23 protein-coding genes and 3 tRNA genes are annotated in these 22,314 nt (G+C 61.6%); 19 read left to right on the top strand and 7 right to left on the bottom strand.

The genetic code is table 11. The features are described from left to right. Positions 1-119: 119 nt before the first annotated feature. A complete protein-coding gene (locus AC1D10_RS20665; protein WP_477275076.1) occupies positions 120-479 on the top strand; it encodes a hypothetical protein in 360 nt (119 codons plus the stop codon). Here AC1D10_RS20665 and bhcR read toward each other — a convergent pair whose 3' ends face one another. Further along, on the bottom strand, positions 480-1,301 hold the full coding sequence (gene bhcR / locus AC1D10_RS20660) for an HTH-type transcriptional regulator BhcR (protein WP_477275074.1): 822 nt from the start codon (positions 1,299-1,301) through the stop codon (positions 480-482). It abuts the gene before it with no gap. A gap of 215 nt (positions 1,302-1,516) precedes the next feature. On the opposite strand from bhcR, the gene gcl reads away from it, so the two are divergent. From gcl to AC1D10_RS20645, 3 genes are all read left to right on the top strand, one after another. Beyond that, a complete protein-coding gene (gene gcl, locus AC1D10_RS20655) occupies positions 1,517-3,298 on the top strand; it encodes a glyoxylate carboligase (RefSeq protein ID WP_477275072.1) in 1,782 nt (593 codons plus the stop codon). Positions 3,299-3,461: 163 nt separating this feature from the next. Then, the gene (gene otnI, locus AC1D10_RS20650) at positions 3,462-4,259 is read left to right on the top strand and encodes a 2-oxo-tetronate isomerase (protein ID WP_477275070.1); all 798 of its coding nucleotides are present in this window, start codon (positions 3,462-3,464) and stop codon (positions 4,257-4,259) included. Positions 4,260-4,366: 107 nt separating this feature from the next. Further along, a complete protein-coding gene (locus tag AC1D10_RS20645; RefSeq protein ID WP_477275068.1) occupies positions 4,367-5,284 on the top strand; it encodes a 2-hydroxy-3-oxopropionate reductase in 918 nt (305 codons plus the stop codon). Between the two features lie 129 nt (positions 5,285-5,413). On the opposite strand, the gene AC1D10_RS20640 is transcribed toward AC1D10_RS20645, so the two are convergent. Next, positions 5,414-6,268, bottom strand: a complete 855-nt coding sequence (locus tag AC1D10_RS20640) for a TrmH family RNA methyltransferase (RefSeq protein WP_477275066.1) — start codon at positions 6,266-6,268, stop codon at positions 5,414-5,416. A 202-nt stretch (positions 6,269-6,470) separates the two neighbouring features. Here AC1D10_RS20640 and AC1D10_RS20635 point away from each other — a divergent pair. Then, positions 6,471-6,555, top strand: a tRNA-Tyr gene (locus AC1D10_RS20635). A gap of 88 nt (positions 6,556-6,643) precedes the next feature. Continuing rightward, positions 6,644-6,717, top strand: a tRNA-Gly gene (locus tag AC1D10_RS20630). A gap of 118 nt (positions 6,718-6,835) precedes the next feature. Here the strand turns inward: AC1D10_RS20630 and AC1D10_RS20625 are convergent. Continuing rightward, positions 6,836-7,186 (bottom strand): LysR substrate-binding domain-containing protein, encoded by a 351-nt coding sequence (locus AC1D10_RS20625; protein ID WP_477275822.1) that lies wholly within the window; start codon positions 7,184-7,186, stop codon positions 6,836-6,838. Positions 7,187-7,415: 229 nt separating this feature from the next. Here AC1D10_RS20625 and AC1D10_RS20620 point away from each other — a divergent pair, with 229 nt between their 5' ends. From AC1D10_RS20620 to AC1D10_RS20590, 7 genes are all read left to right on the top strand, one after another. Further along, positions 7,416-8,075 (top strand): hypothetical protein, encoded by a 660-nt coding sequence (locus AC1D10_RS20620; RefSeq protein ID WP_477275064.1) that lies wholly within the window; start codon positions 7,416-7,418, stop codon positions 8,073-8,075. Positions 8,076-8,429: 354 nt separating this feature from the next. Next, entirely contained in the window at positions 8,430-8,852 is a 423-nt protein-coding gene (locus AC1D10_RS20615) for a hypothetical protein (RefSeq protein WP_477275062.1), read from the top strand. A 146-nt stretch (positions 8,853-8,998) separates the two neighbouring features. Then, complete coding sequence (locus AC1D10_RS20610) at positions 8,999-11,269, top strand: type I secretion system permease/ATPase (RefSeq protein WP_477275060.1); 2,271 nt, start codon at positions 8,999-9,001, stop codon at positions 11,267-11,269. Next, positions 11,266-12,621, top strand: a complete 1,356-nt coding sequence (locus tag AC1D10_RS20605) for an HlyD family type I secretion periplasmic adaptor subunit (protein ID WP_477275058.1) — start codon at positions 11,266-11,268, stop codon at positions 12,619-12,621. The genes AC1D10_RS20610 and AC1D10_RS20605 overlap by 4 nt, the downstream gene beginning before the upstream one ends. A gap of 231 nt (positions 12,622-12,852) precedes the next feature. Further along, positions 12,853-13,740, top strand: a complete 888-nt coding sequence (locus tag AC1D10_RS20600; RefSeq protein WP_477275056.1) for a hypothetical protein — start codon at positions 12,853-12,855, stop codon at positions 13,738-13,740. 372 nt (positions 13,741-14,112) lie between these two features. After that, positions 14,113-14,907: a response regulator transcription factor gene (locus AC1D10_RS20595; protein ID WP_477275054.1), complete on the top strand. Its 795-nt coding sequence runs from the start codon at positions 14,113-14,115 to the stop codon at positions 14,905-14,907. 115 nt (positions 14,908-15,022) lie between these two features. Next, positions 15,023-15,136 carry a hypothetical protein gene (locus AC1D10_RS20590; protein WP_477275052.1) on the top strand — a complete coding sequence of 38 codons (114 nt, stop codon included), beginning with the start codon at positions 15,023-15,025 and terminating at the stop codon, positions 15,134-15,136. 213 nt (positions 15,137-15,349) lie between these two features. On the opposite strand, the gene AC1D10_RS20585 is transcribed toward AC1D10_RS20590, so the two are convergent. After that, positions 15,350-15,814, bottom strand: coding sequence for a YidB family protein (locus tag AC1D10_RS20585; RefSeq protein ID WP_477275050.1), 465 nt, complete (start codon positions 15,812-15,814; stop codon positions 15,350-15,352). 129 nt (positions 15,815-15,943) lie between these two features. Between AC1D10_RS20585 and AC1D10_RS20580 the strand changes: the two genes are divergently transcribed. Continuing rightward, positions 15,944-16,201: a GlsB/YeaQ/YmgE family stress response membrane protein gene (locus AC1D10_RS20580; protein WP_111548622.1), complete on the top strand. Its 258-nt coding sequence runs from the start codon at positions 15,944-15,946 to the stop codon at positions 16,199-16,201. A gap of 75 nt (positions 16,202-16,276) precedes the next feature. On the opposite strand, the gene AC1D10_RS20575 is transcribed toward AC1D10_RS20580, so the two are convergent. Both AC1D10_RS20575 and AC1D10_RS20570 read right to left on the bottom strand, forming a co-directional pair. Next, entirely contained in the window at positions 16,277-16,414 is a 138-nt protein-coding gene (locus AC1D10_RS20575; RefSeq protein ID WP_164548697.1) for a hypothetical protein, read from the bottom strand. Between the two features lie 139 nt (positions 16,415-16,553). Next, entirely contained in the window at positions 16,554-17,441 is an 888-nt protein-coding gene (locus AC1D10_RS20570; RefSeq protein ID WP_477275048.1) for a DMT family transporter, read from the bottom strand. 294 nt (positions 17,442-17,735) lie between these two features. Here AC1D10_RS20570 and tuf point away from each other — a divergent pair, with 294 nt between their 5' ends. Next, entirely contained in the window at positions 17,736-18,911 is a 1,176-nt protein-coding gene (tuf, locus tag AC1D10_RS20565; protein ID WP_013531404.1) for an elongation factor Tu, read from the top strand. 117 nt (positions 18,912-19,028) lie between these two features. Here tuf and AC1D10_RS20560 read toward each other — a convergent pair whose 3' ends face one another. Next, entirely contained in the window at positions 19,029-19,472 is a 444-nt protein-coding gene (locus AC1D10_RS20560) for a hypothetical protein (RefSeq protein ID WP_477275045.1), read from the bottom strand. 48 nt (positions 19,473-19,520) lie between these two features. Here AC1D10_RS20560 and AC1D10_RS20555 point away from each other — a divergent pair, with 48 nt between their 5' ends. From AC1D10_RS20555 to AC1D10_RS20540, 4 genes are all read left to right on the top strand, one after another. Further along, positions 19,521-20,729 carry a COG3904 family protein gene (locus AC1D10_RS20555; protein WP_477275043.1) on the top strand — a complete coding sequence of 403 codons (1,209 nt, stop codon included), beginning with the start codon at positions 19,521-19,523 and terminating at the stop codon, positions 20,727-20,729. Between the two features lie 222 nt (positions 20,730-20,951). After that, entirely contained in the window at positions 20,952-21,434 is a 483-nt protein-coding gene (locus tag AC1D10_RS20550; RefSeq protein ID WP_477275041.1) for a group II truncated hemoglobin, read from the top strand. Between the two features lie 30 nt (positions 21,435-21,464). Next, positions 21,465-22,016, top strand: a complete 552-nt coding sequence (locus AC1D10_RS20545; RefSeq protein WP_477275039.1) for a putative glycolipid-binding domain-containing protein — start codon at positions 21,465-21,467, stop codon at positions 22,014-22,016. 80 nt (positions 22,017-22,096) lie between these two features. Further along, positions 22,097-22,172: transfer RNA gene (locus tag AC1D10_RS20540), tRNA-Trp, on the top strand. The last annotated feature ends 142 nt before the right edge of the window (positions 22,173-22,314 follow it).

Here is a 22,314-nt window from a genome sequence, read left to right as displayed (position 1 = left end):
GGTCGACTTTCAACGTCGGCAAGCACAGACTGAAGCGCTTGCCTTCGGCGGCCGATCTGGGTGGTGTACAGCGATTTTCCGAGCGTCTATTCTGACCGCGAAACGTGGGGGAGAGACCCTTGGACGAGCAGGACCCGAAGGAAGACCTGGTCGAAACGGTTTTCCGCAACGGCACCGTCACCGCCGTCGGCATCCTGCTGGCTTTTTCGTTGGGCTTCATCACCCATTGGGCCGCCAACCCGATCCCGTGGCAGACCTACCATCTTGTCGCCGTCCTGCCGATCCTGCTCGGCATCGCCTTGCAGATGCGGGCGCTGTCGCTGCTGCTCGACACAAAGTCCTTGCAGCGGCGCATCTATGAACACGCCAATCGCGTCTTCATCGCCGGCCTCATCTTCACCGCCTGCGGCGTCGGCATGGCGATTCTGCTCGATTTCTTCGATATTGCGACCAAGAGCGCGCTGCCCGGGGCGGGCTGATCAGCCAGCTTGCACGCCGCCGATCATCCTGGTCACCTCGGCTGCTGCATCGCGCACCAGCGGGCCGATCTCAGCCAGCCGCTCCGGCGTCACCCGAACGGTCGGCCCCGACACCGAGACACCGCCGATCGGCTCGCCGAATTCGTTGAAGATGGCGGCGGCCACGCAGCGCATGCCGGGGTGCCGCTCTTCGTCGTCGACCGACCAGCCGCGCCGCTTTGTCGTGGCCAGGTCATGGGCAAGGGCGGAAATGTCGGAAAGCGTCTTGTCGGTGAAGCGCTGCAGGCCTGCCTTGCGCAGGATGGTGCCGACGCGCTCCGGTTCCAGATGCGCCAGCACCGCCTTGCCGATGCCAGATGCATGGAACGGGCTGCGGGTGCCCGGCCGGAAGAAGGCGCGGATCGCCTGGTGCGTCTCGACCTGGCTGACGAAGACCACGCAATCATCCTCGGCGACGCCCAGATTGGCGGTCTCGCCGGTGCTTTCCATCAGCTCCTGCATGACGATGCGGGCGCGGTCGACCAGCTTGCGGCGGCGCAGGAACGCCGCGCCCATGCGGTAGGTCTCGACGCCGATCGACCACAGCTGGTCGCTGGTGTCGAATTCGACCATGCCGTGGTTTTCGAGCGTCGTCAGCATGCGGTAGGCGGTGGAGGCCGCAAGGCCGCTTTGCGATGATATCTCGCTCAGCGACAGGCCGCTGCCTTCCGCGACAATGGCCAGGATGCGCAATGCCCGGTCGAGCGACTGCACCGAACTGGCCTCGGATGGGCCATTGAAGGCGCGCGGCCGGCCACGCTGGCGTTTCTCGGTGGTTTCCATGGCCGCATTGTCGGCAATTCAGCGCAAAAGGCAATGAAAAAGTTTTTCATTGTGCAATGTCATGCAATCGGTGGAAAACCAAAAGCCATGCAAATTCATTGCCTAATGGTCGTTTCCTAGAAATGAAAAAATATTCTGAAAAAATTGAAAAATAGCCGGCTTGATGACATTCTCAGCTCACAACAAATGACAAAACCCCTGAGGAGGGCCGAAAAATGGCCAGGATGCGCGCTGTCGATGCCGCGGTTCTCGTTCTCGAAAAGGAAGGTATCTCCTGCGCTTTCGGCGTGCCGGGTGCGGCGATCAACCCGCTCTATTCGGCCCTTAAGGCGAGGGCCACCATCCGCCATGTCCTTGCCCGCCACGTCGAGGGAGCCTCGCACATGGCGGAAGGTTTTACCCGCGCCAAGGCAGGCAATATCGGCCTGTGCATCGGCACCTCGGGCCCGGCCGGCACCGACATGATCACCGGGCTTTATTCGGCCGCCGCGGATTCCATCCCGATCCTGTGCATTACTGGCCAGGCGCCGCGTGCCCGGCTGAACAAGGAAGATTTCCAGGCCGTCGACATCGCCGCCATCGCCGCTCCGGTCGCCAAATGGGCGGTCACCGTCATGGAGCCTTATCTGGTGCCGATGGCGCTGCAGAAGGCCTTCCACCTGATGCGCTCGTCGCGGCCGGGCCCGGTGCTGGTCGACCTGCCGGTCGACGTCCAGCTGGCCGAGATCGAGTTCGACATCGATGCCTATGAGCCGTTGACGCCGTTCAAGCCGGCGATGACGCGCACCCAGGCCGAGAAGGCGCTGGCGATGCTCAACGCGGCCGAAAAGCCGCTGATCGTCGCCGGCGGCGGCATCATCAACGCCGACGCGTCGGATCTACTCATCGAATTCGCCGAAATTTCGGGCGTTCCGGTCATCCCGACACTGATGGGCTGGGGCGCCATTCCCGACGACCACCGGCTGATGGCCGGCATGTGCGGGCTGCAGACCTCGCACCGCTACGGCAATGCCACGATGCTCGAGGCCGATTTCGTCTTCGGCATCGGCAACCGCTGGGCCAACCGCCACACCGGTTCGGTCGACGTCTACACCAAGGGGAAAAAATTCGTTCATGTCGATATCGAGCCGACGCAGATCGGCCGTGTCTTCGCGCCGGACCTCGGCGTTGTTTCGGATGCGGGCGCGGCGCTGAAGATGCTGCTCGACGTCGCCACCGAGTGGAAGACGGCCGGCAAGCTGCGCGACTGGTCCGGCTGGGCAAAGGAATGCCAGGGCCGCAAGAAGACCATGAAGCGCAAGACGCATTTCGACCACGTGCCGCTGAAGCCGCAACGTGTCTACGAGGAGATGAACAAGGCGTTCGGCCGCGATGTCACCTATGTCACCACGATTGGTCTGTCGCAGATCGCGGGCGCGCAGTTCCTGCATGTCTACAAGCCGCGCAACTGGATCAATTGCGGTCAGGCCGGCCCGCTCGGCTGGACTTTGCCGGCTGCCCTCGGCGTTCGCGCCGCCGATCCAGACCGCACCATCGTGGCGCTGTCGGGCGACTATGATTTCCAGTTCATGATCGAGGAACTGGCGGTTGGCGCACAGCACAAGCTGCCCTACCTCCATGTCGTCGTGAACAACGCCTATCTCGGGTTGATCCGCCAGGCGCAGCGCGGCTTCTCGATGGATTTCGAGGTGAATCTCGCCTTCGAGAACATCAACCGCTCAGGCGACCCCGAGGCCGGCTATGGCGTCGACCACGTCGCAGTGGCCGAGGCGATGGGCTGCAAGGCGGTCAGGGTGCGCAAGCCGGAGGAATTCGCTGCCGCCTTCAAGGAGGCACAGCGGCTGATGAAGGAGCATCAGGTTCCGGTCGTGCTGGAATTCATCCTCGAGCGTGTCACCAACATCTCGATGGGCACCGAGATCGACAAGATCACCGAATTCGAGGACCTTGCCGAAAGCCATGAAGATGCGCCAACGGCGATCGTGATGTTGGACTAAGCTGCGTTGATATTCAGCTGATGCCGGCCTGCAAATGGCAGCTTCCTGCGCTTCCGGTGCTCACGTACCCAAAAGTACGCTCCGCTCCGGTTCTAGGAACCCACCGTTTTCGACACGGCCTGACCTGAATCTCAACGCACCGCAGGAAGAAGGAGAAAAAAGAATGCCGCGTTTTTCAGCCAATCTTTCCATGCTCTTTGGCGAGCACGATTTCCTTGACCGTTTTGATGCAGCTGCCCGCGCGGGCTTCAAGGGCGTCGAATATATCGGCCCCTATGATCACGCGCCCGAGGTGGTCGCCGCGCGGCTGAAGAAAAACGGTCTGACCCAGGTGTTGTTCAATCTGCCGGTAGGCGACTGGGGCAAGGGCGAGCGCGGCATTGCGGTGCTGCCGGATCGCGTGCCGGAATTTCGCCAGGGCATCGCCAAGGCGATCACCTATGCGCAGGCGCTCGGCTGCCAGCAGGTCAATTGCCTGGCCGGTATCGCGCCAGCCGGCGCCGACCAAAAGGTGCTGGAGGATGTCTTTACCGAAAATCTCGCCTTCGCGGCGGAGAAGCTGGAGCAGGCCGGGATCCGGCTCTTGATCGAGCCGATCAACACGCGAGATATTCCGGGCTTCTTCCTCAACTATTCTGACCAGGCGCTGGCGCTGATCGACCGTATCGGTTCGAAGAACCTATTCCTGCAATACGACATCTATCACATGCAGATCATGGAGGGGGATCTCGCCCGTACCATCGAGGCAAACCTCGGCCGCATCGCGCATATCCAGCTTGCGGACAATCCCGGCCGTCACGAGCCGGGGACGGGCGAGATCAACTATCCCTTCCTCTACGAACACATCGACCGCATCGGCTATTCCGGCTGGGTCGGCGCGGAATACAAGCCGAAAGCCGGGACGGAGGCCGGGCTGGGCTGGTTCAGGGAATTGGTCGGGCAGGGAAGTGCGGCGGCTTAGCTGCGGGGAGCCGAAGCTACCGATCTCCCCTCGTGGGGAGATGGCCGTCAGGCCAGAGGGGGCGCGAGGAACGCAGCCTCGACAAAGACATAGGACGGAGAAAAACAATGGAAACCATCGGCTTCATCGGCCTCGGCATCATGGGCGCGCCGATGGCGGGGCATCTGCTGGATGCGGGTCATAAGGTCATCGCCAGCGACCATCGCTCGAAGCCACCGGCTGACCTCATCGCCAAGGGTCTGAAGTCAGTCTCTGGCCATGCCGCCGTGGCCAAGGCGGCGGAGATCATCATCACCATGGTGCCCGATACGCCGCAAGTGGCCGATGTGCTGTTCGGCGACAACGGCGTCGCGTCCGGTCTGAGCAAGGGCAAGCTGGTGATCGACATGAGCTCCATCTCGCCGATCGAGACCAGGGTGTTTGCCAAAAAGATCAACGATCTCGGTTGCGATTACCTCGACGCGCCGGTCTCGGGTGGCGAAGTCGGCGCCAAGGCGGCATCGCTGACCGTCATGGTCGGCGGCGAGGACAAGGCGTTCGAGCGCGCCAGGCCCGTATTCGAGAAGATGGGCAAGAACATCACCCTCGTCGGGCCGAACGGCGTTGGCCAGACCACCAAGGTGGCCAACCAGATCGTCGTCGCGCTGACCATTGAAGCCGTCGCCGAAGCGCTTGTTTTTGCTTCAAAAGCCGGCGCCGACCCGGCCAAGGTCAGGCAGGCGCTGATGGGCGGGCTGGCGGCCTCGCGCATTCTCGAAGTGCATGGCGAGCGCATGGTCAAGCGCACCTTCGCGCCGGGCTTCCGCATCGAACTGCACCAGAAGGATCTTAATCTCGCGCTGGAGGGCGCCAAGGCGCTCGGTGTTTCGCTTCCCAACACCTCGACCACGCAGCAACTGTTCAATTCCTGCGCGGCCAATGGCGGCGCGAAGGAAGATCACTCGGCGCTGGTCAGGGCGCTGGAGAGGATGGCCAATTTCGAGGTCGGCGGCAACGCAGCCGACGTCAAAGGCAAGGCAGCATAGCAGGAGAGGGCGGCGCACCGTTCCCAAGCCGCCAACTCTTGCCTGTCGAAGAGCGGGCTCCTGCGTTTATCGCCGGAGCCCGTTTCCCATTTCGAGATGTTTCGCCGAACGCCTACCCTTTCGAGAGGCTCAGCCGCGCTTCAAAAATGCCCGCGCTGCATAGAGGCTGATCGCTGCGGCGTTCGATACGTTGAGAGAGCGGATGGCGCCGGGCATGTCGAGCCGCGCCAGCGTCGTTACGGTCTCGCGCGTCTTCTGGCGCAGGCCCTTGCCCTCGGCGCCGAGAATCAGCGCGATCTTTTCGCCTGAAAAACTCGTTTCGAGTTCCGCCGGCCCGTCCGAATCGAGGCCGATGGTCTGGAAGCCGGCCTCGTGCAATTGGTCGAGCGCGTCGGCAAGGTTCTTCACCTCGATCTGGTCGATATGCTCCAGCGCTCCCGATGCAGCTTTCGCCAGCACGCCGGATTCCTGCGGGCTGTGGCGGGCCGTGGTGATCAGCGCCCCAGCGCCGAAGGCGACCGCCGAGCGCAGGATGGCGCCGACATTGTGCGGATCGGTGACCTGGTCGAGCACCAGCACCAGCCTTGCATCGCCAAGGGCATCGAGCCGCTTCGGCTTCAGCGGCTCGGCCTCGATCAGAACGCCCTGATGCACCGCGTCCGACCCGGTGATCTTGTCGATATCCCTGGGCTCGACCAGTTCCGCCTTGAAGCGCAGGGCGGCGAGATCGGCGATTTCCAGGCGCTCGGCCGCATTGCGCGTCACCAGCATCCTTCTGATCCTGCGGCGCGGATTGTCGAGTGCCGCCCGTACCGTGTGCAGGCCATAGAGCCGCACCAGGCCGTCGGCGGCGTTTTCGCCCGGTGGAACCGGCTGCCGGGGCCTGAATGCCGGCGCGCCGCCGCTTTTCTCGTCGCGATAGGCGCGGCGCAGCTTGGCGTAATGGGTGTCTTTCGGCGTCTTGGAATTGTTGTCGTTGCTCATGGCCGGCTTCTATAACCGTGTCGCGCGGCAATGGATACCGCTGGTTCGAACGGCTTGCCGGATGGCAGACGAAATTCAGCGCGTTTTGCCGGGATCTTGCGGTTGACAGTTTTGGGCGGTGCCGCCATAAGGCGCTTCGCGGAAGGCTGCTGAGGCGGTCGCGACGCGTCGATGCCTTGTTGCATGGCTCCGGCGGCAGACTGGAGAGGTGCCCGAGTGGTTAAAGGGGACGGACTGTAAATCCGTTGGCTATGCCTACGTTGGTTCAAATCCAACCCTCTCCACCACTGCCGGCCCGGAAGCCCTGAAACGCAAAGCATCGGACCGAAAAGTGTGTAGCGGTTTTCGGTTGAATCCGATACTTCACTGAAAGGCGCGGGTATAGCTCAGTGGTAGAGCAGCAGCCTTCCAAGCTGAATATGCGGGTTCGATTCCCGCTACCCGCTCCAAGCCTCGGAATTTTTTAGCAATCCGGACAGCCACTTATTCCTTCAGCCGAGGTTTCGCCGGAATCTTGCGGATGGAATGCGTCGAACCGCTATCTCGGCCCAGCGGCTTCAGATCGATTCAATCAATTTGGTCAAAAATGTCGCGAACACGCGGACTTTCTGAACTCGCAGGAGGTCGTATGAGCCAAATGCCGCCCCGATTGACCGCATAATCGGCGAGCACGGTACGAAGACGTCCATCCGCGACGGCACGCGCCGCCAGATAGTGGGGCAATTGGGCAAGGCCGAGGCCGGCGATAGCAGCCAGTGCCACGGTCTCGATATCGTTGAACACAGGCCAATTCGACGGGCGCCCAGGAGCCTTCGCCGCTTGGTCGCGATGTCGCTCTCTTCGATTGTCGTCGTGGCCAAGGCTCTTCGTCTCGGCCCCTGTGGAAAAGTGCCCCGTTGGTAAGCCGCATCCACCCACTCCAAGCTGGGTCGTAACGCATGAGCGGTGGAAACCAGGCACCCATAGGTATTGGCCCTATCAGGTGACACCACCGTCCAAGGGGGCCGTTTCGGCTACCACCAAGGAGTGCGATTGTCCCTGCAGCACCGTGGTGTTTCGCCCGACTTGGCGTCTATGCCCGTTTTTCGAAAGGTGGGATGCTGATGGCAGGCGCCGACCGGGCGCGGCTGCACCACGGAGACGCGCGATGGAAAAAGAAGAAGTCGATATTGATGACAACGAAGATGACGTCTCCAAAAGCAACACCGAGGATGCAGACGATCTCGACATCGATCTGGATCAAAACTCCGAGCTTGGTGACGATGTCGATCTGGGGGTGACGGTCATCGGTTCGCGGCCGGCTATTGTCGAGCTCGACACGGAAGTCGACCAGAACGACGAAATGGATCAGGACGCGGATGTCGACAGCGACGTCGGCGATTCCGGCGGACGTGACATCGAGATCGCGACTGACCAACGGCCCGAGGTCGATCAGCGGATCGACGTCGATGTCGAGGTCAGCGAAGATGACGGGGTCATCGTCGTCGAGGTCGACGCCGAGATTGAAGACGATGTCGAAATCGAGAGCGACCTGAGTGTCGACGTAGACGATGATGATGAAAACAGTCTCGATGCCGATGTCGAACAGAATTCGGAAAATGATGAGAACACCGACGTTGATGTGGAAATCCGCGACGACGTCGACGCTGACGTGGACGTAGACATCGCCTCTCTCGTCGAATCCGCAGTACGTGCCGCCATCGATGCGGCAAAGGATGACGACGCGACGGAGATCAATGTCGATCTCGACGAAGAAGCCGCCGCCGACGGGGACGTCGACATAATCGTGGACCTCAGCGACGCCTGAGCTTCATCGCCGCCGCGACGCGGGACAAGCCGGGCTTTGCCCCGGCTTTCTTCCGGCGCCTGCTGCACTGCTGTCCTGTGCCCACCCAAAAGAAACGCTTCATCCTTCGATGAGCCGGTGGGTTCGCCCGTTCGGGTTGACTCTTTACCCAAGCGAATAAACCAATTGGCATGAGAGTTTCCCGTTTGGGCCGCATGCTCATTGGTAGCTATTTTCCCGTGCTGAGAACGGCGATGATTCTTCCATCGACGCGTTGTCGAAGGATCCACAGGGATCGTCCGGATAGCCCGTCGGTCCGGTCTGCGAGCGGATGCCCGCCAGAGCGGTTCGTCAATCACAGGGAGGGTTAGTCCCATGCCGGACATTGAAGACATTGATTTCGATTTCGACATTGATGCCGATATCGATCAGGACCTCGATCAGGATCAGGATCAGGATGTAGACGTTGATACCGACCAGGACTCCGACGTAGACCTAGACAACAACAACGATTCCGACGTCGACAACGACAACGACCAGGACGCGGACACCGACAACGATGCAGATGCGGACGCAGATGCGGACGCAGATGATGACAGCGATGCTGATGCTGATGCCGATGCCGATGCGGACGGCGATGCCGACAACGACAACGACACCGAAATCGTCACTGATCAAGAGAACGACAATGACGTAGATGTCGATCAGGATCAGGACGTCAACGTAGATGTCGATCAGGATCAATCCGCCAATCAAGACGCGGACATCGATATCGACTTCGATTTCGACTTCGCTTGACCGTCTTTGCTGAAAACCAGGCGCCCGGGACTCATCCGGGCGCCGAGCGATGCCACCCGTCGCAGGCGCAAGCTGCGACGGCCGGGCTTCGCTCGTCGACGCACTTCAATGCACCGCCAAGACACCCTCGTGGAGATAAACCGACAATGGCTCTCTCCTGGATGAAAGGCGGCGCGGAAGCCGAAATAGAGCGCAAACTTCTTTCTTGCAAAGCTTGGCTGCTTTGGGTGCCCGGCCTCCTCGGGGACAAGTCACTCATGATGCTCGCCTGGATGAAGGCCAGCGCAAGAAACGGGGTCGAGCGCGCGTCCAGGGCCGTGCTGCTGGCGGTTCTCACGCTCGGTTTCCTCAGAGACAAATCGCTGGTGGGCGTCGTCTGGATGAGGGCCAGCGCGAGAAACGAGATCGAGCGCGCGTCCAGGGCGCTGCTGTCGGCGGTTCTTGCGCTGGGTCCCCTCAGAGAGAAATCGCTGACGGTCCTCGCGTGGGTGAAGGGAAACGCCAAAGCCGAGATCGAGCGCGCATGTCGTCTTTGCAAGGTCTGGCTGCATGCGGTCCTCGTGCGCAACCTCCGTGACTCGCCCGTAACCCACTCGCGCTTGAAGGGCCGTGGAAGAACCGACGTCGAGCGCGCTTTCAATCTTTGCAAAGCTTCGCTGCTCATGATCCTGGTACTCAGCTTCTTCGTGAACCTGTTGGCGCTGACGGTTCCCCTTTACCTCCTGCATATCTATGACCACGTCCTTGCGAGCCGCAGTATCGAGACGCTCGTGATGTTGACCTTGATCGTCATCGTTGCGTTGGCCGTGCATGCCATCCTGGAGACCCTACGCCGCGCGATGCTCATCCGCATTGGGGTGTGGCTCGATGAGCGCCTGCAAGCTCCGGTTCTTATTGCAGCTGTGCAGTCGGCCATGCGCGGCGATCCGGCCGCGGCGGCGCAGGCCTGGCGGGACATTGGCGGCCTCCGCTCCTTCTTCGGCGGCACCGCCTGCACCGCTTTGTTCGATCTTCCGTGGACGCCGATCTTCATTCTCGCGATGATCCTGGTGCATCCGCTTCTCGGCGCGATCGGCCTTTTGGCGGCGGTTGTCCTGTTCGGGCTTGCGATGCTCAATGAAATGGTGACCCGCAAACCCTTTGCCCGGTCGAGCGCCGTCTGGGCAGAGAGCCAACACCGGTTCGAGTCCCTGCTGCGCAATGTTGAAGCAATCAGCGCCATGGGAATGCTGCCTGGGGTGGCCCGCCTCCTACACGATGACCAGTCCGACGCGAAGGAGGCTCAACTCGCCGCCGCGATGCGTGGCTCAGCAATCCAGGCTCTCGCACGCTTCGTCCGACTTCTCGCTCAAGTCGTCGTCATGGCATGCGCAGCCTGGCTGGTGATCCTGCACGATGTTAGCCCAGCGGTGATCTTCGCAACGTCTATCCTGCTGGGCCGGTGTCTCGGCCCAGTCGAGGGCGCGATCGGTACCTGGAAGGCAGTCAGCGGCGTACGTCTGGGCTACAGCCGCCTTCACAAGATCATGGCGGCCGCGCCGCAGCCTCGAAGGGCAATGGAACTGCCGCGCCCAAATGGACAACTCTCTGTCGAGCAGGTTACCTTCATGCCGCCGGGCGCGGACACGCCGGCGCTGCGCCGGCTGACCTTCGTCGTCAATCCCGGGCAAATCCTTGGAATAGTCGGTCCCTCAGGGGCCGGGAAGTCGACCCTTGGGCGAATCATTGCGGGCACTCTCGCTCCCACGGTCGGGCATGTGCGCCTCGATAGCGCCGACATCGGGCTCTGGCTGGCCTCCGGTGGTCATCGCTATCTCGGCTATCTTCCCCAGGACATCGAGCTCTTAGGCGGGACGGTTCGGCAGAACATCGCCCGCATGCAGGAGGCCCACGCGGATGACGTGATCGCTGCCGCTGCCATGGTGGGCTTGCATGAAGCGATCATGCGGCTGCCTATGGGCTACGAGACTGATATCGGCGAAGGTGGCACGCGGCTGTCCGGCGGGCAGCGGCAGCGGCTCGGCCTGGCACGAGCCCTTTTCGGCCATCCGCGTCTCATCGTTCTGGATGAGCCGAACGCCAGCCTTGACGCCGAAGGCGAAGATGCCTTGCGGCGGGCTATTGAGGAGATGAGGGGGCGAGGATCGACGATCATCGTCATCGCCCAGCGCCTTGGCATCCTGAACATGTCTGACAAGATTCTGGTGCTTGACAACGGCAGAATGGATGCCTTCGGGAACCGTCGGGACGTCGCCAGGAAGATCAAGAGCGGGCGCACCAGCATTGCGGTCAGGCGCCCACAGATCGTAAACGCCCTGAATCGCGCAGGGCAACTTGGCCAGGTTGACTCCTCGGGGCCGCCGCCGGCGGCGAGACGCCTCGCTAACGGGGCGGAAGCCGAGGGGGTCGTGTCATGAGAAGCTCGAACCACACTGTGGCGCACGATCTCGCAGACGTCCTGCCGCCACCGCCGGGGACGCCGTTCCGGCGCTTGCGGTTCCTCGCTGCGAGCGCGTTTGCGGTGGTCGGCGTGTTCGTCATCGGCTTCGGCTTCTGGGCAACCTATGCACCGCTCGAAAGCGCTGCCATCGCTGGAGGGACGATCGAGGCAGAGTCCAGCCGCAAAACCATTCAGCATCTGGAGGGTGGAATAATCGGCCGGATCCTGGTGAAGGACGGCGACGAGGTGACCGCTGGGCAGCCGCTCATCGGGCTGGACAATACAAGGGCTCGCGCCACCGCTCACGTGCTCCAGGCGCAGCTCTGGGAAGCACGGGCCCTGGAGGCGCGCCTGGTGGCGGAGCGCGATGGCCGCGACGCCATTCAGTTCCCGCTTGGCCTTATCTCGGCAGCTCAGCGCAACCCCGCGCTGGGGGAGGTGATGGCCGGGCAAATCAGGATCTTCGATACGCACCACAAGCTCCAGTCATCGCGGATCGGGGTCATTCAGCAGCGCAAGGCTCAGACGAAGGAGGAAATCGCTGCGCTGCGCTTTCAGGCGCAAGCGGCCGCGAAGCGCGCGGCAATCATCAAGAAGGAGATGGCGATTGTTGCCAGCATGGTCGCCAAAGGACTGCAGACGCGCGGACGTCTCTTACAGCTCGAGCGCGAACAGGCCGAGATTGACGGACGGTCCGGCGATACACTGGCGCAGGTTTCGCGGGCCAGGCAAGCCATAGGAGAATCGGATGCGATGATCCTCCAGATGAGGAGCGACCAAGACAACAAGAGCGCCGAGATGCTGCGCGACGTTCAAGCGCAGATTTACCAGCTTATCGAGCGTATTCAGTCCGCAAGGGAAGTGCTGGGCCGAACAATCGTTCGCGCGCCCGAAGCCGGCACGATCACGGATCTGCGTATCCACACTCTCGGAGGGGTCGTGGTCGCCGGCGAGCCGCTCATGGATCTTGTCCCGCGTCGGGACCGCCTGATAGTGCTGGCTCAGGTCAAACCGGAGGACATCGACCTGGTCCGTGCCGGTCTCCCAGCGCGGGTCCGCCTCCTGGCATACAAGCACCGACGGGTGCCTCCCGTCGATGGCGTCCTTACTTATGTCTCCGCCGACCGCCAAATCGACAAGGAAACGGCGCGGGCCTATTACATCGCCCGCGTCCGGATCAGCGAGACGTCCTTGCGTGAATTGCCGGAGGTGGAGATCATGCCCGGAATGCCGGCCGAAGTACTGATTAGGACCGGACAGTTCACTGTCGCCCACTATATGCTGCGTCCCCTCCTCGAGAGCTTCAACCGGGCCTTCCGAGAAGATTGAGAGGCTGGGATGCTTCCCACCGATAGGAGAACCCGCGGCGCCCTGCCACCCATCGGAGCCGATCCGCAGGAAATCGCCGGGCCGGAATTGACCGTCGTTGGCAGCTTGGCCGTGCCGAGCGAGATCCCGTTCCCTGCCGCTCCGCCGGCCATGCATTCGGTTGCCGATCTGGCGCCGGGCGAGCAGGAAGGCGGGCCGACGGCGCACGGCTTCGATGGGAATCCCGCGACAATGCCGATCAAGAACCCGGCTCCGTCCAGCGACGCGCACGACCTCTCGGGCGCCCTTGGAGCGACGGACGGACCAAACGTCATTTCCATCTCCGTGGCTCAGAATTCCTCTGGGCCGAGATCTCCCGCGATCACCCACCGAGAAGGCGCCGGCAGCCATGACGGGCACGATCACCAAGATGAGCCAAGCGGCGACGACGCCGGCGGTGGTGTCAGCCTCGGTCCGAGCGATAGCGAGTTGGACGAAATCGACGACACGCCCACTGGTGTCGGCGCCGGTTCGAACGATGGCGGGCCGACCGGGACCGACGACGTACATAGCATCAATGTGATGCAATCCGTGTTGGTCGACCAGGATGCGAGCTTCGCGGTCAGCGGCTACGTGGGCGAGGTGGCGGCGCGGCTGCACATATTTCAGGATCTTGTGATGGACCAGGACGAAGACATTTCCGTCATCGTCGACGGCGACGGAAATTTCGCGGTTCTGCTCGATCAGGAAATGCGCATCGATCAGGAGATCGATCTCGATCTCGAAATCTTCGAAGCCGACGGTGTGCTCCATCTGGATGTTTTCCTGTGGGACTCCGTCGAGGTCGAACAGGATACGACGATCGATCTGCGGATCAGCGACGGACCACCTGGTGGCACGGTCGACGTGAACCAGGATATCGAGCTCGATCAGGACATCGACATCGACATCGACAGCGAGCTGGAAGAACTTTACGCCGTCAAAGCATATGTTGACGTGCTCCAGCAGGCCGACGCCGATCAGTACGCCGTCGTGGACATCGAGGACTTGAATAGCAAGATCGACGTGGATGTGGACGCAACACAGACCGCGATCATCGAACAGCAAACCGTCGTGCAAGTCGATTTTGCACTGGTCTAGATCATCTGGGCAAACCTGATCCATATCGTGTGACAGTTGCGATCTACACGCAGCCGGCAAACCGGGCACGAGTTCGTCTCAGCGCGCCACAAATGGGGCGTGAGTGCTTGATCCTGTCGGAGAGGGCGCCCGATGCAGTTGTGCATCGCGTAGGTTTGCCTGTCGATCGGCCGCTGGAATTTACGGTTCGACGCGGAATTCGGATCATCTGCTCGGCGCCACGGCCTGCAGGATCGCGGTGGAAGTCCGTCAGACAGAATTGCCGCAAATTTGTGTCAAATGCGACCGATCTTAACCATACGGACAACTAGAGGTAGATTAGCAGCAGCTAACTCGCTTATATTATTTTGGGGAGCCAATAAGGAGGGTGTATTGACTCTCTCGCTTTCGGTCGAACAGAACGGCTCGCCTTGCGAGCGTCCTTCCATCGTTATAGTCGACCACCATCCGCTATGGCGAAGTTGTCTCGCGCGGATTCTTCGTGATGAGTTCCAGGATTTCGCTATCCTGGAGATCGAGACCCCGCATCAATTGGGCTCCGTGGTCGGGAAAGCTATCAGTCTTGCTACGCTCAACATCGGAGGCGCTGCCATAACGGACGAGCGCGTACTGAAGAGCCTTTCTTTGCTTCACCGATTGCTGCCCGACGCCCCTCTCATGCTCCTCACGCGGCTCGAAGCATCAACTATTTCAGATGCAATGATTTCCGAAGTGACCCGCTTTGGGGTGAGAGGCTACGTTGCACACTCCGTTTCTGTCGAGATTGCCTTGGCTGCGCTTCGATTGGTAATCGCCGGTGGCGTTTACTTTCCGCGATCGCTGGACATGGACTGCGCGAGCTGGGTTTCCGTCTCGCCGGAGAATATCGCCGCCTTGCAAACGCCTATTGCCCTGAACGGCATGGCGACCGCGCTGCCCGTGATTGCGAGCCCAGCCAACATCGTATTCACGGGACGCGAGCGACAGGTGCTGGCAACCTTGTTGCGCGGCCTGTCCAACAAGGTCATCGCCAATGAACTGAACTTGTCGCAGAATACGGTCAAGTCGCATATCTCGCGTATCATGCACAAGCTGCATGCGAAGAACAGGACTGAGGCGGTTGTTCTGTCCCAGCACTCTGCGCATGTCGCCAATGGAGGCGCGCAGAGCGACATTTCCGACGCATAGAACCTGCACCACCTGACATCCAGTGGACTCTTGAGGAGACGATCACCGAGGGGGCAACGCTGCCGCGCTTCACCATGAGAGGCACATCAAAGGGAGCTTCTTCGGCGTCCCACCCATGGGAAAGAAAATCGCCGTCCAGGCGATGAATTTTTATCAATGGTCCAATGGACAGATCGTAGGTGAACGTGGGTTGGGGCTTCTGCAACAAATCGGTGCCGCACCCATGTGACGAGTGGTGCATGCCCTCCTGCGATCGAGATGGTGAGCTAGGCGGGGAGCGTTTCTGGTAACCGAAATCAGAGTTATGCCGATGAAAACGAACGCGATCCCCATGCACGGATTCCCGCTACCCGCTCCAGACTCTCATCCCTGCGATCTGCAGGCCGAAACACCGCGCGACAAGCAGCACAGGTGCTCCAACGGTGCGGATGTCTGAGCCGCGCTAGCTGTTGAACGCCGATGCGACCTGGTGCTGCTGCGGTACCTGGCCATTTGGCGTCAGCTTGTCGACGACGCCGGGCAAGGCCGTAGACAACTGCTTGAGCAGTTCCTGCTCATCCATCCCCGTCCGTTGCGCGATCTCGCGGATGACCTGCGGCCCGAGTGCGGCGCCGAGATCATTGGCATTGATCGACTGGTTCTGCCCGGTGCCGACCCAGGAATCGGCGGCGTTGCCGTGGCCGGCATCCCTGAGCTTGTCGAGCAGGCCGCCCAGTCCGCCGAGCAGGCCGCCGTCGGCGGAGGTCGTTCCGGTGGAAGCAGGGCCGGTCGGGGCCGGGGTCTCGGTCTGGTCCGGCTGTTCGGCGCTTCTGCCGCTCAGCATTTTTCCGACCAGCAACGCGCCGAGCGCGATCATCAGCGGTTTGGTGATGTTGCCGCCGGGAACGGCGTTGTCAAAAAGTCCCATAGTGGATCCTCCATCTCAACCAAGCCCAGCCCATTTCAACAATGGGGCATCCGAGCGGGATTTCAAGTTGGCTTGAGGTTTTGACAGTCCTGTGAAAATGTCCGGCTGGCGGGGGATGGAGAGGAAAAAATGTCAATCATCAGCTGGATCATACTCGGCGTCATCGCCGGCTTCCTGGGCAGCAAGATCGTCAACAAGAGCGGCCAGGGCATTCTGCTCGATATCGTTCTTGGCATCGTCGGCGCCATTGTTGGAGGCCTGATCTTCAGCGCCTTTGGCGCGTCGGGTGTCACCGGCCTCAACATCTACAGCCTGATCGTTGCCGTGATTGGCGCGGTGGTCGTCCTGTGGGCCTACCACCAGTTCAGCGGCCGCCGGGCGCTCTAAGCGCGGCTGGATCTTCTGAAGCTTCGAGTTTCTGTCCAGGCAAGACCAGCTTCGCGCCGGGACCCGGCAGCTTGCCTATGGCATCAACACTGCGTCGGCCGCGGCGAAGAAGATCAGCGTTCCCGCGATGAACACCGCCCAGCCGACAAGCGATTTGCGGATGGCGGCCTTGTGCTCGGCGTCGGAGTTCTTGTTCTGGTCAAAATCCGTCATGGGAAACGCCCTTGGCTGATCGATCATGCCGTCGTCTACTGAACGGTCCTTCGCCGATTAGACGATCTTTTTCGGCTCGGCAACAACTCGTTGGAAGACCTGTGTGAGCGCCCCGCTTGGCCCGCGTGAGCAGGTGAGGTCAGGCGACGACGGTCAGCCGGCGCTGGCGCTGATCCAGGGAGACGATGGTCAGTCCGCTGCCGACCACCAGCAGGATGCCGCAGACGGCCAGTGCATTGGGGAATTGCCCGAACACCAGCAGGCCCGAAATGACCGCCCAGACGGTGAAGCAATAGTAGAACGGCGCCACCGCGCTGGTTGGCCCGACGCGGTAGGCCATGAAGATGAAGAAGTGGCCGAAAATCAGGAAAAATCCGGCGCCGGCCATCAGCAGCAGATGGCGCGCCTCGGGCATGACCCAGCGCTCGGAAACCAGATGCGCGGCACCGGCGCCGATCAGCACAATCACGACGGCCGAAATCGCCACGATCATCCCCGGCACCTCGGCCGAAACACGCCTGCCAGCAAGATCGCGCGCCGCCGCGAACGTCGCGTTGCCGAGCGCCAGCAAGGCGTAGATCGAAATGCCTTGCATGGTCGGCTGCGCCACCATCAGCGCGCCGATGAAGCCGAGCCCGATCAGCGCCATGCGCTGCCCGCCGATCCGCTCGCCAAACAGGATCGAGGAGCCGACCAGCATCAACAGCGGCGTGATCTGTCCAAGCGCCGTCGAATCCGCGATCTGCATGTTGGCGAGCGCGATGACGTAGCAGAGGATCGCCGCCAGCTCGAGCAGGTTCCTGCTCAGCACGCGCTTGTCGAAGATCAGCGGGATCTGCTTGCCGTAGCCGAGTGCGAACAGCAGCGGAAAGCCCCACAGCGTCGCCGCCGCACCGCGCAGAAACAGCACTTCGTAGGACGGCAGGCCCGACGTCGCGAGTTTCATCATCGTATCGTTGACGAGATACGACCCGGTCGAGATGATCATGAACAGCGGGCCGCGGATGGCGGTCGGAAGGAAATGCATCCGGCGAAGAAATCAGACCGCGATGACGACCGCAATGGGCCATGACCTGGCCATGACTCAGACAGGGCCGGGCAGGCGAGATGGCGCTGCCGCGGCTTCGATCGAGCGGCCTGTCGCCCATTTCATTTCGGTTCGAGCCTTCCTATATCAGCGCCACATCCCCGCAATCGGATCAATGGTTCGGACTGAGTGAGAGGGCACCCGGCCAAAAGACGCTTGTGTTTTCTGGCCTTTGTCGCTAATCGCCCCGCATTCGACTGAACTGAAGGTCCAGGCCGTCCAAGGAAAGAGACTATGGCAAAAGGTAAATTCGAGCGTAACAAGCCTCATGTGAACATCGGCACGATTGGTCACGTTGACCATGGCAAGACGTCGCTGACGGCAGCGATCACGAAGTATTTTGGCGAATACAAGCGCTATGACCAGATCGACGCGGCACCTGAGGAGAAGGCGCGCGGCATCACGATCTCGACGGCGCATGTCGAATACGAGACGGCCAACCGCCACTACGCTCACGTCGACTGCCCCGGCCACGCCGACTATGTGAAGAACATGATCACCGGTGCCGCGCAGATGGACGGCGCGATCCTGGTTGTGTCGGCTGCCGACGGCCCSATGCCGCAGACCCGTGAGCACATCCTGCTGGCCCGTCAGGTCGGCGTGCCGTCGATCGTTGTGTTCCTGAACAAGGTCGACCAGGTCGACGACGCCGAGCTGCTCGAACTGGTCGAGCTCGAGGTTCGCGAGCTTTTGACCAAGAACGAGTTCCCCGGCGACGACATTCCGATCGTCAAGGGTTCGGCGCTGGCGGCTCTGGAAGATTCGGACAAGAAGATCGGCGAGGACGCGATCCGCGAGCTGATGGCTGCGGTTGACGCCTACATCCCGACGCCGGTTCGTCCGCTCGACAAGCCGTTCCTGATGCCGATCGAAGACGTGTTCTCGATCTCGGGCCGTGGCACGGTYGTGACCGGCCGCGTCGAGCGTGGCGTGGTCAAGGTCGGCGAGGAACTCGAGATCATCGGCATCCGTCCGACGACCAAGACGACCTGCACCGGCGTCGAGATGTTCCGCAAGCTGCTCGATCAGGGCCAGGCTGGCGACAACATCGGCGCGCTGCTGCGCGGCGTTGATCGTGAAGGTGTCGAGCGCGGCCAGGTTCTGGCCAAGCCGGGCACGGTGAAGCCGCACAAGAAGTTCGTGGCTGAAGCCTACATCCTGACCAAGGACGAAGGTGGCCGTCACACGCCGTTCTTCACCAACTACCGTCCGCAGTTCTATTTCCGCACGACGGACGTGACCGGCATCGTGTCGCTGCCGGAAGGCACCGAGATGGTGATGCCGGGCGACAACATCACGGTCGATGTCGAGCTGATCGTGCCGATCGCCATGGAAGAGAAGCTGCGCTTCGCCATCCGTGAAGGCGGCCGCACCGTCGGTGCCGGCATCGTCGTCACCATCAAAGAGTAATCGACGCCGGCATTCTGCCGGTCAGGCTCAAACAGAAAGGGCGGTCCTTGGGGCCGCCCTTTTCTTTTACCGGCGACCGGGTGCCATATTGTCCTGTTGCAAGCCTTTGGACCTTGTCTAGTATAGTTGCATCGCGGGGCTTTTTCCCAAATGGTTGTAGGGCGCCTTCCAGATTGTCAGGCTTTGTGGTCGCTGCGGCTGATCAGTCTGCTGGCGTTGTTTGTCGTTGGGCATGCCGCTTTTGCGGCGGATACAGCGGCGGATCTCGGTCCGACGATGCGGTTTGGCATTGTCCGCAGCAATGCGCCGGGCTGCGAGCCGATCTGCCCGGAATGGATTTCGGCCGAGGGCTCGATAGAAGCCGGGACGCCGGTTCTGTTCAAACGCTTGCTCAAAACGCTCAGTGGTCGAAAGCTGCCGATCGTCGTCGATTCTCCCGGCGGCAATGTCGAGGCGGCGCTGACGCTTGGCCAGCTGATCCGCAAGAACAAGCTCGATATCGCCATCGGCAGGACCCGGTTCGACGGCTGTCTGCCCGATGGAACGGGCTGCGCGGGACATGACGGCAAGGGCGCCCGTTACTTCGGCGAGCCTTACGCCAGCGGCGCGATGTGCAATTCCGCCTGTCCGTTGATGTTTGCCGGTGGTGTCCGGCGGTTGGTCGGCGAGTCTGCCTATCTCGGCGTCCACCAGATCACAACCACCTATATCCGCACCAAACTGCAATATCGGACCACCTATCGCATCGTGGGCGGCAAGAAGAAGGTGCTCAGCACAAGAATCGTCAGCCGAAAGAGTGCCGGCAGCTACAAGACCTACGAGATGAGCAAGTCGGTGGAGAAAAGGCTGGCGGCCTATCTGAACGGGATGGGCATCGAGCAGGGCGTGCTCGAAACGATGAAGAACACACCGGCCAGCGGCATCCACCAGCTGGAGCTGCAAAACATGCTTCGGATGAAGATGGTCACCAGCCTGGATTCCGTCGACCTGCTGACCGCGGGAGCCATCTGCCGCGCCAATCCGCCGCCCGCGAATTGCCGGGAAGTGCCGGCTCCGACGAGCAAGGCCACACCGCCGGCTGCTGTGGCGAGCGCTGAGCCTTCCCCCGCTGCCCCGACCAAATCGCAAACCGTACAGCAGGACAATATTGCCGACATGCGCTTCGTTCTGGTGCGTGGCAAAAGTTTCCTCTGCGACCCGGATTGTCCCGAATGGATTTCGGCGGAAGGCAAAGTTACGGCCGAGACGCCTGAGAAGCTGCGCCAACTGCTGGGCACCCTGGGGGATCGGCGGCTGCCGGTCGTGATCAGCTCGCCGGGAGGTGACTTACCAGGCGCTCTCGCCACAGGGAGGCTGATCCGCGAACGCAAGCTCGACGTGGCGGTCGCACGCACCGAGTTCATGGAATGCGAGCCCGACAAGCCGGGCTGCACGGCTGAGGACGGCGTCTATGTCGGGCTCACGAATGATGCGTTGGGCGAATGCAACGAAGCCTGTCCGATCATGCTTGCGGGCGGTGTCAGACGTCTTGTCGGTCCCCATGCAAGGTTGAGCCTGCGGTCGCTGGAACTCGACCGGAAGGTCAAGTCCTACCTCGAGGAGATGGCGGTCGGGCCGGGTCTGTTTGCGGCGATCAAGCCCCATTCAAGCCAACGGCGGCTCGACCCCAGGATGATGCTCAAAGTCGGGCTGACGACAGGGCCTCAATCGGCGGATGAACTGACGGGCGCCTCGATCTGCAAATCGGCACCGAAGCCGGGCAATTGCCGCCTTGTGTCGGCGCCCAGGCTCCAGGCCAACGCGCCCACCAAGTCGTAGCGCCCTAGCAATTCCAGGAAAAGTGCGTAGCGGTTTTCCGTTCGGAATTGCGACAGGCAAATCGAGCAATTCCAGGAAAAGGCCGTAGCAGTTTTTCCGTTCGGAATTGCGCCAAAAGCTTGGAGGCGCGGAACTGGCCATCGAGGCAGGTTGAGCCATCCCCGACAGTTCCGCTATCGTCATCTGCGGCATCGTCTTGGGGCGCCGGTGGAGGAAACGAAAATGAGCCAGGACGTCCCGACTTTGTACGAATGGACTGGCGGCGCCGAGGCGCTGAACCGCCTGACGGAAACCTTCTACGACAAGGTGCTTCAGGACCCGGTCGTCGGGCCGGTGTTCAGGACCATGTCGCCGGACCATCCCGCCCATGTTGCTGCGTTCATCGGCGAGGTTTTCGGAGGGCCGAAAACCTATAGCGAAAAATTCGGCGGCCACCGTGAGATGGTCATGCATCACCTGGGCAAGCATCTGAACGAGGAGCAGCGCCGCCGCTGGATCAATCTCCTGGCCGATGCCGCCGACGCGGTCGGACTGCCCGACGATCCTGAATTCCGCTCGGCCTTTATGGGCTATGTTGAATGGGGATCGCGGCTGGCCAAGATGAATTCCAATCTCGGTGAGACCTGCGACCCGGAGACGGAGCCGATGCCGGCCTGGGGCTGGGGCGTGCCGGGCGGGCCGTATCGGCCACCGGAAACCAAGTAGCCTTCAGTCGCCACGGGAGGTGTCGGGCTGATGCCGGAAGATACGAAGATCGTGCGCTGGCACGAGTGGGATGGACCCGGCCTGGAACATCTGGCGCTGCGGCAGCGGGCAGGGGAAGTTTTGGCCGACTCCGTCGTCATCTGCTCCGGTGAAACGCCTTTTGCCGTCCGCTATCGCATCGCCTGCGGCGCGAACTGGCGCGCAAGGAGTGTCATGGTCGACATGATCGGCAGTGGCCAGACACTTGCTCTTGTCGCCGATGGCGAAGGTCGCTGGACCAGGGACGGCCTGCCGATGCCCGAGCTCGACGGCGTCCTCGATCCGGATCTCACGGTCACGCCGTTCACCAACACCCTGCCAATCCGGCGATTGCGGCTTTCCACCGGACAAAGTGCCGAGATCACTACCGCCTTCATTGAGTTCCCGGCCCTCACTGTCGTGGCCAACCCGCAGCGCTACACCTGCCTCGAACAGGGCAGGCGATATCTCTATGAATCGCGCGCCAGCGACTTCAAGCAGGAGCTTGAGATCGATCGCGACGGTCTGGTTGTCAGCTATCCCGATTTCTGGCGCAGGGGTTAAGGCGCGTTTGCTTGCAAACCGCTCTTTACAGAGCGTGCGGAAGCCTTTAGGAAGCGCCTGCTGCGCCGACATGCGCACGTACGGGCATAGCTCAGTTGGTAGAGCGGCGGTCTCCAAAACCGCAGGTCGTAGGTTCGAGCCCTGCTGCCCGTGCCATTTCCTTAGGGAAATCAGGCGCTTAGAAATAGCGCTGCTTGGTTAGGAAGCCGAAACCACCCTTACACATCTCTTTCACGAACTTGCACGTCCGCGAGGAGTGTCTGACGGCGGCGGAAAATCACCGGAATCGGGATGGGAA

The organism is Mesorhizobium sp. P2_A8 (genome assembly GCF_056404935.1).
Note: the sequence above shows the minus strand (reverse complement) of the source record. Positions and strands in the feature narration are given on the sequence as shown.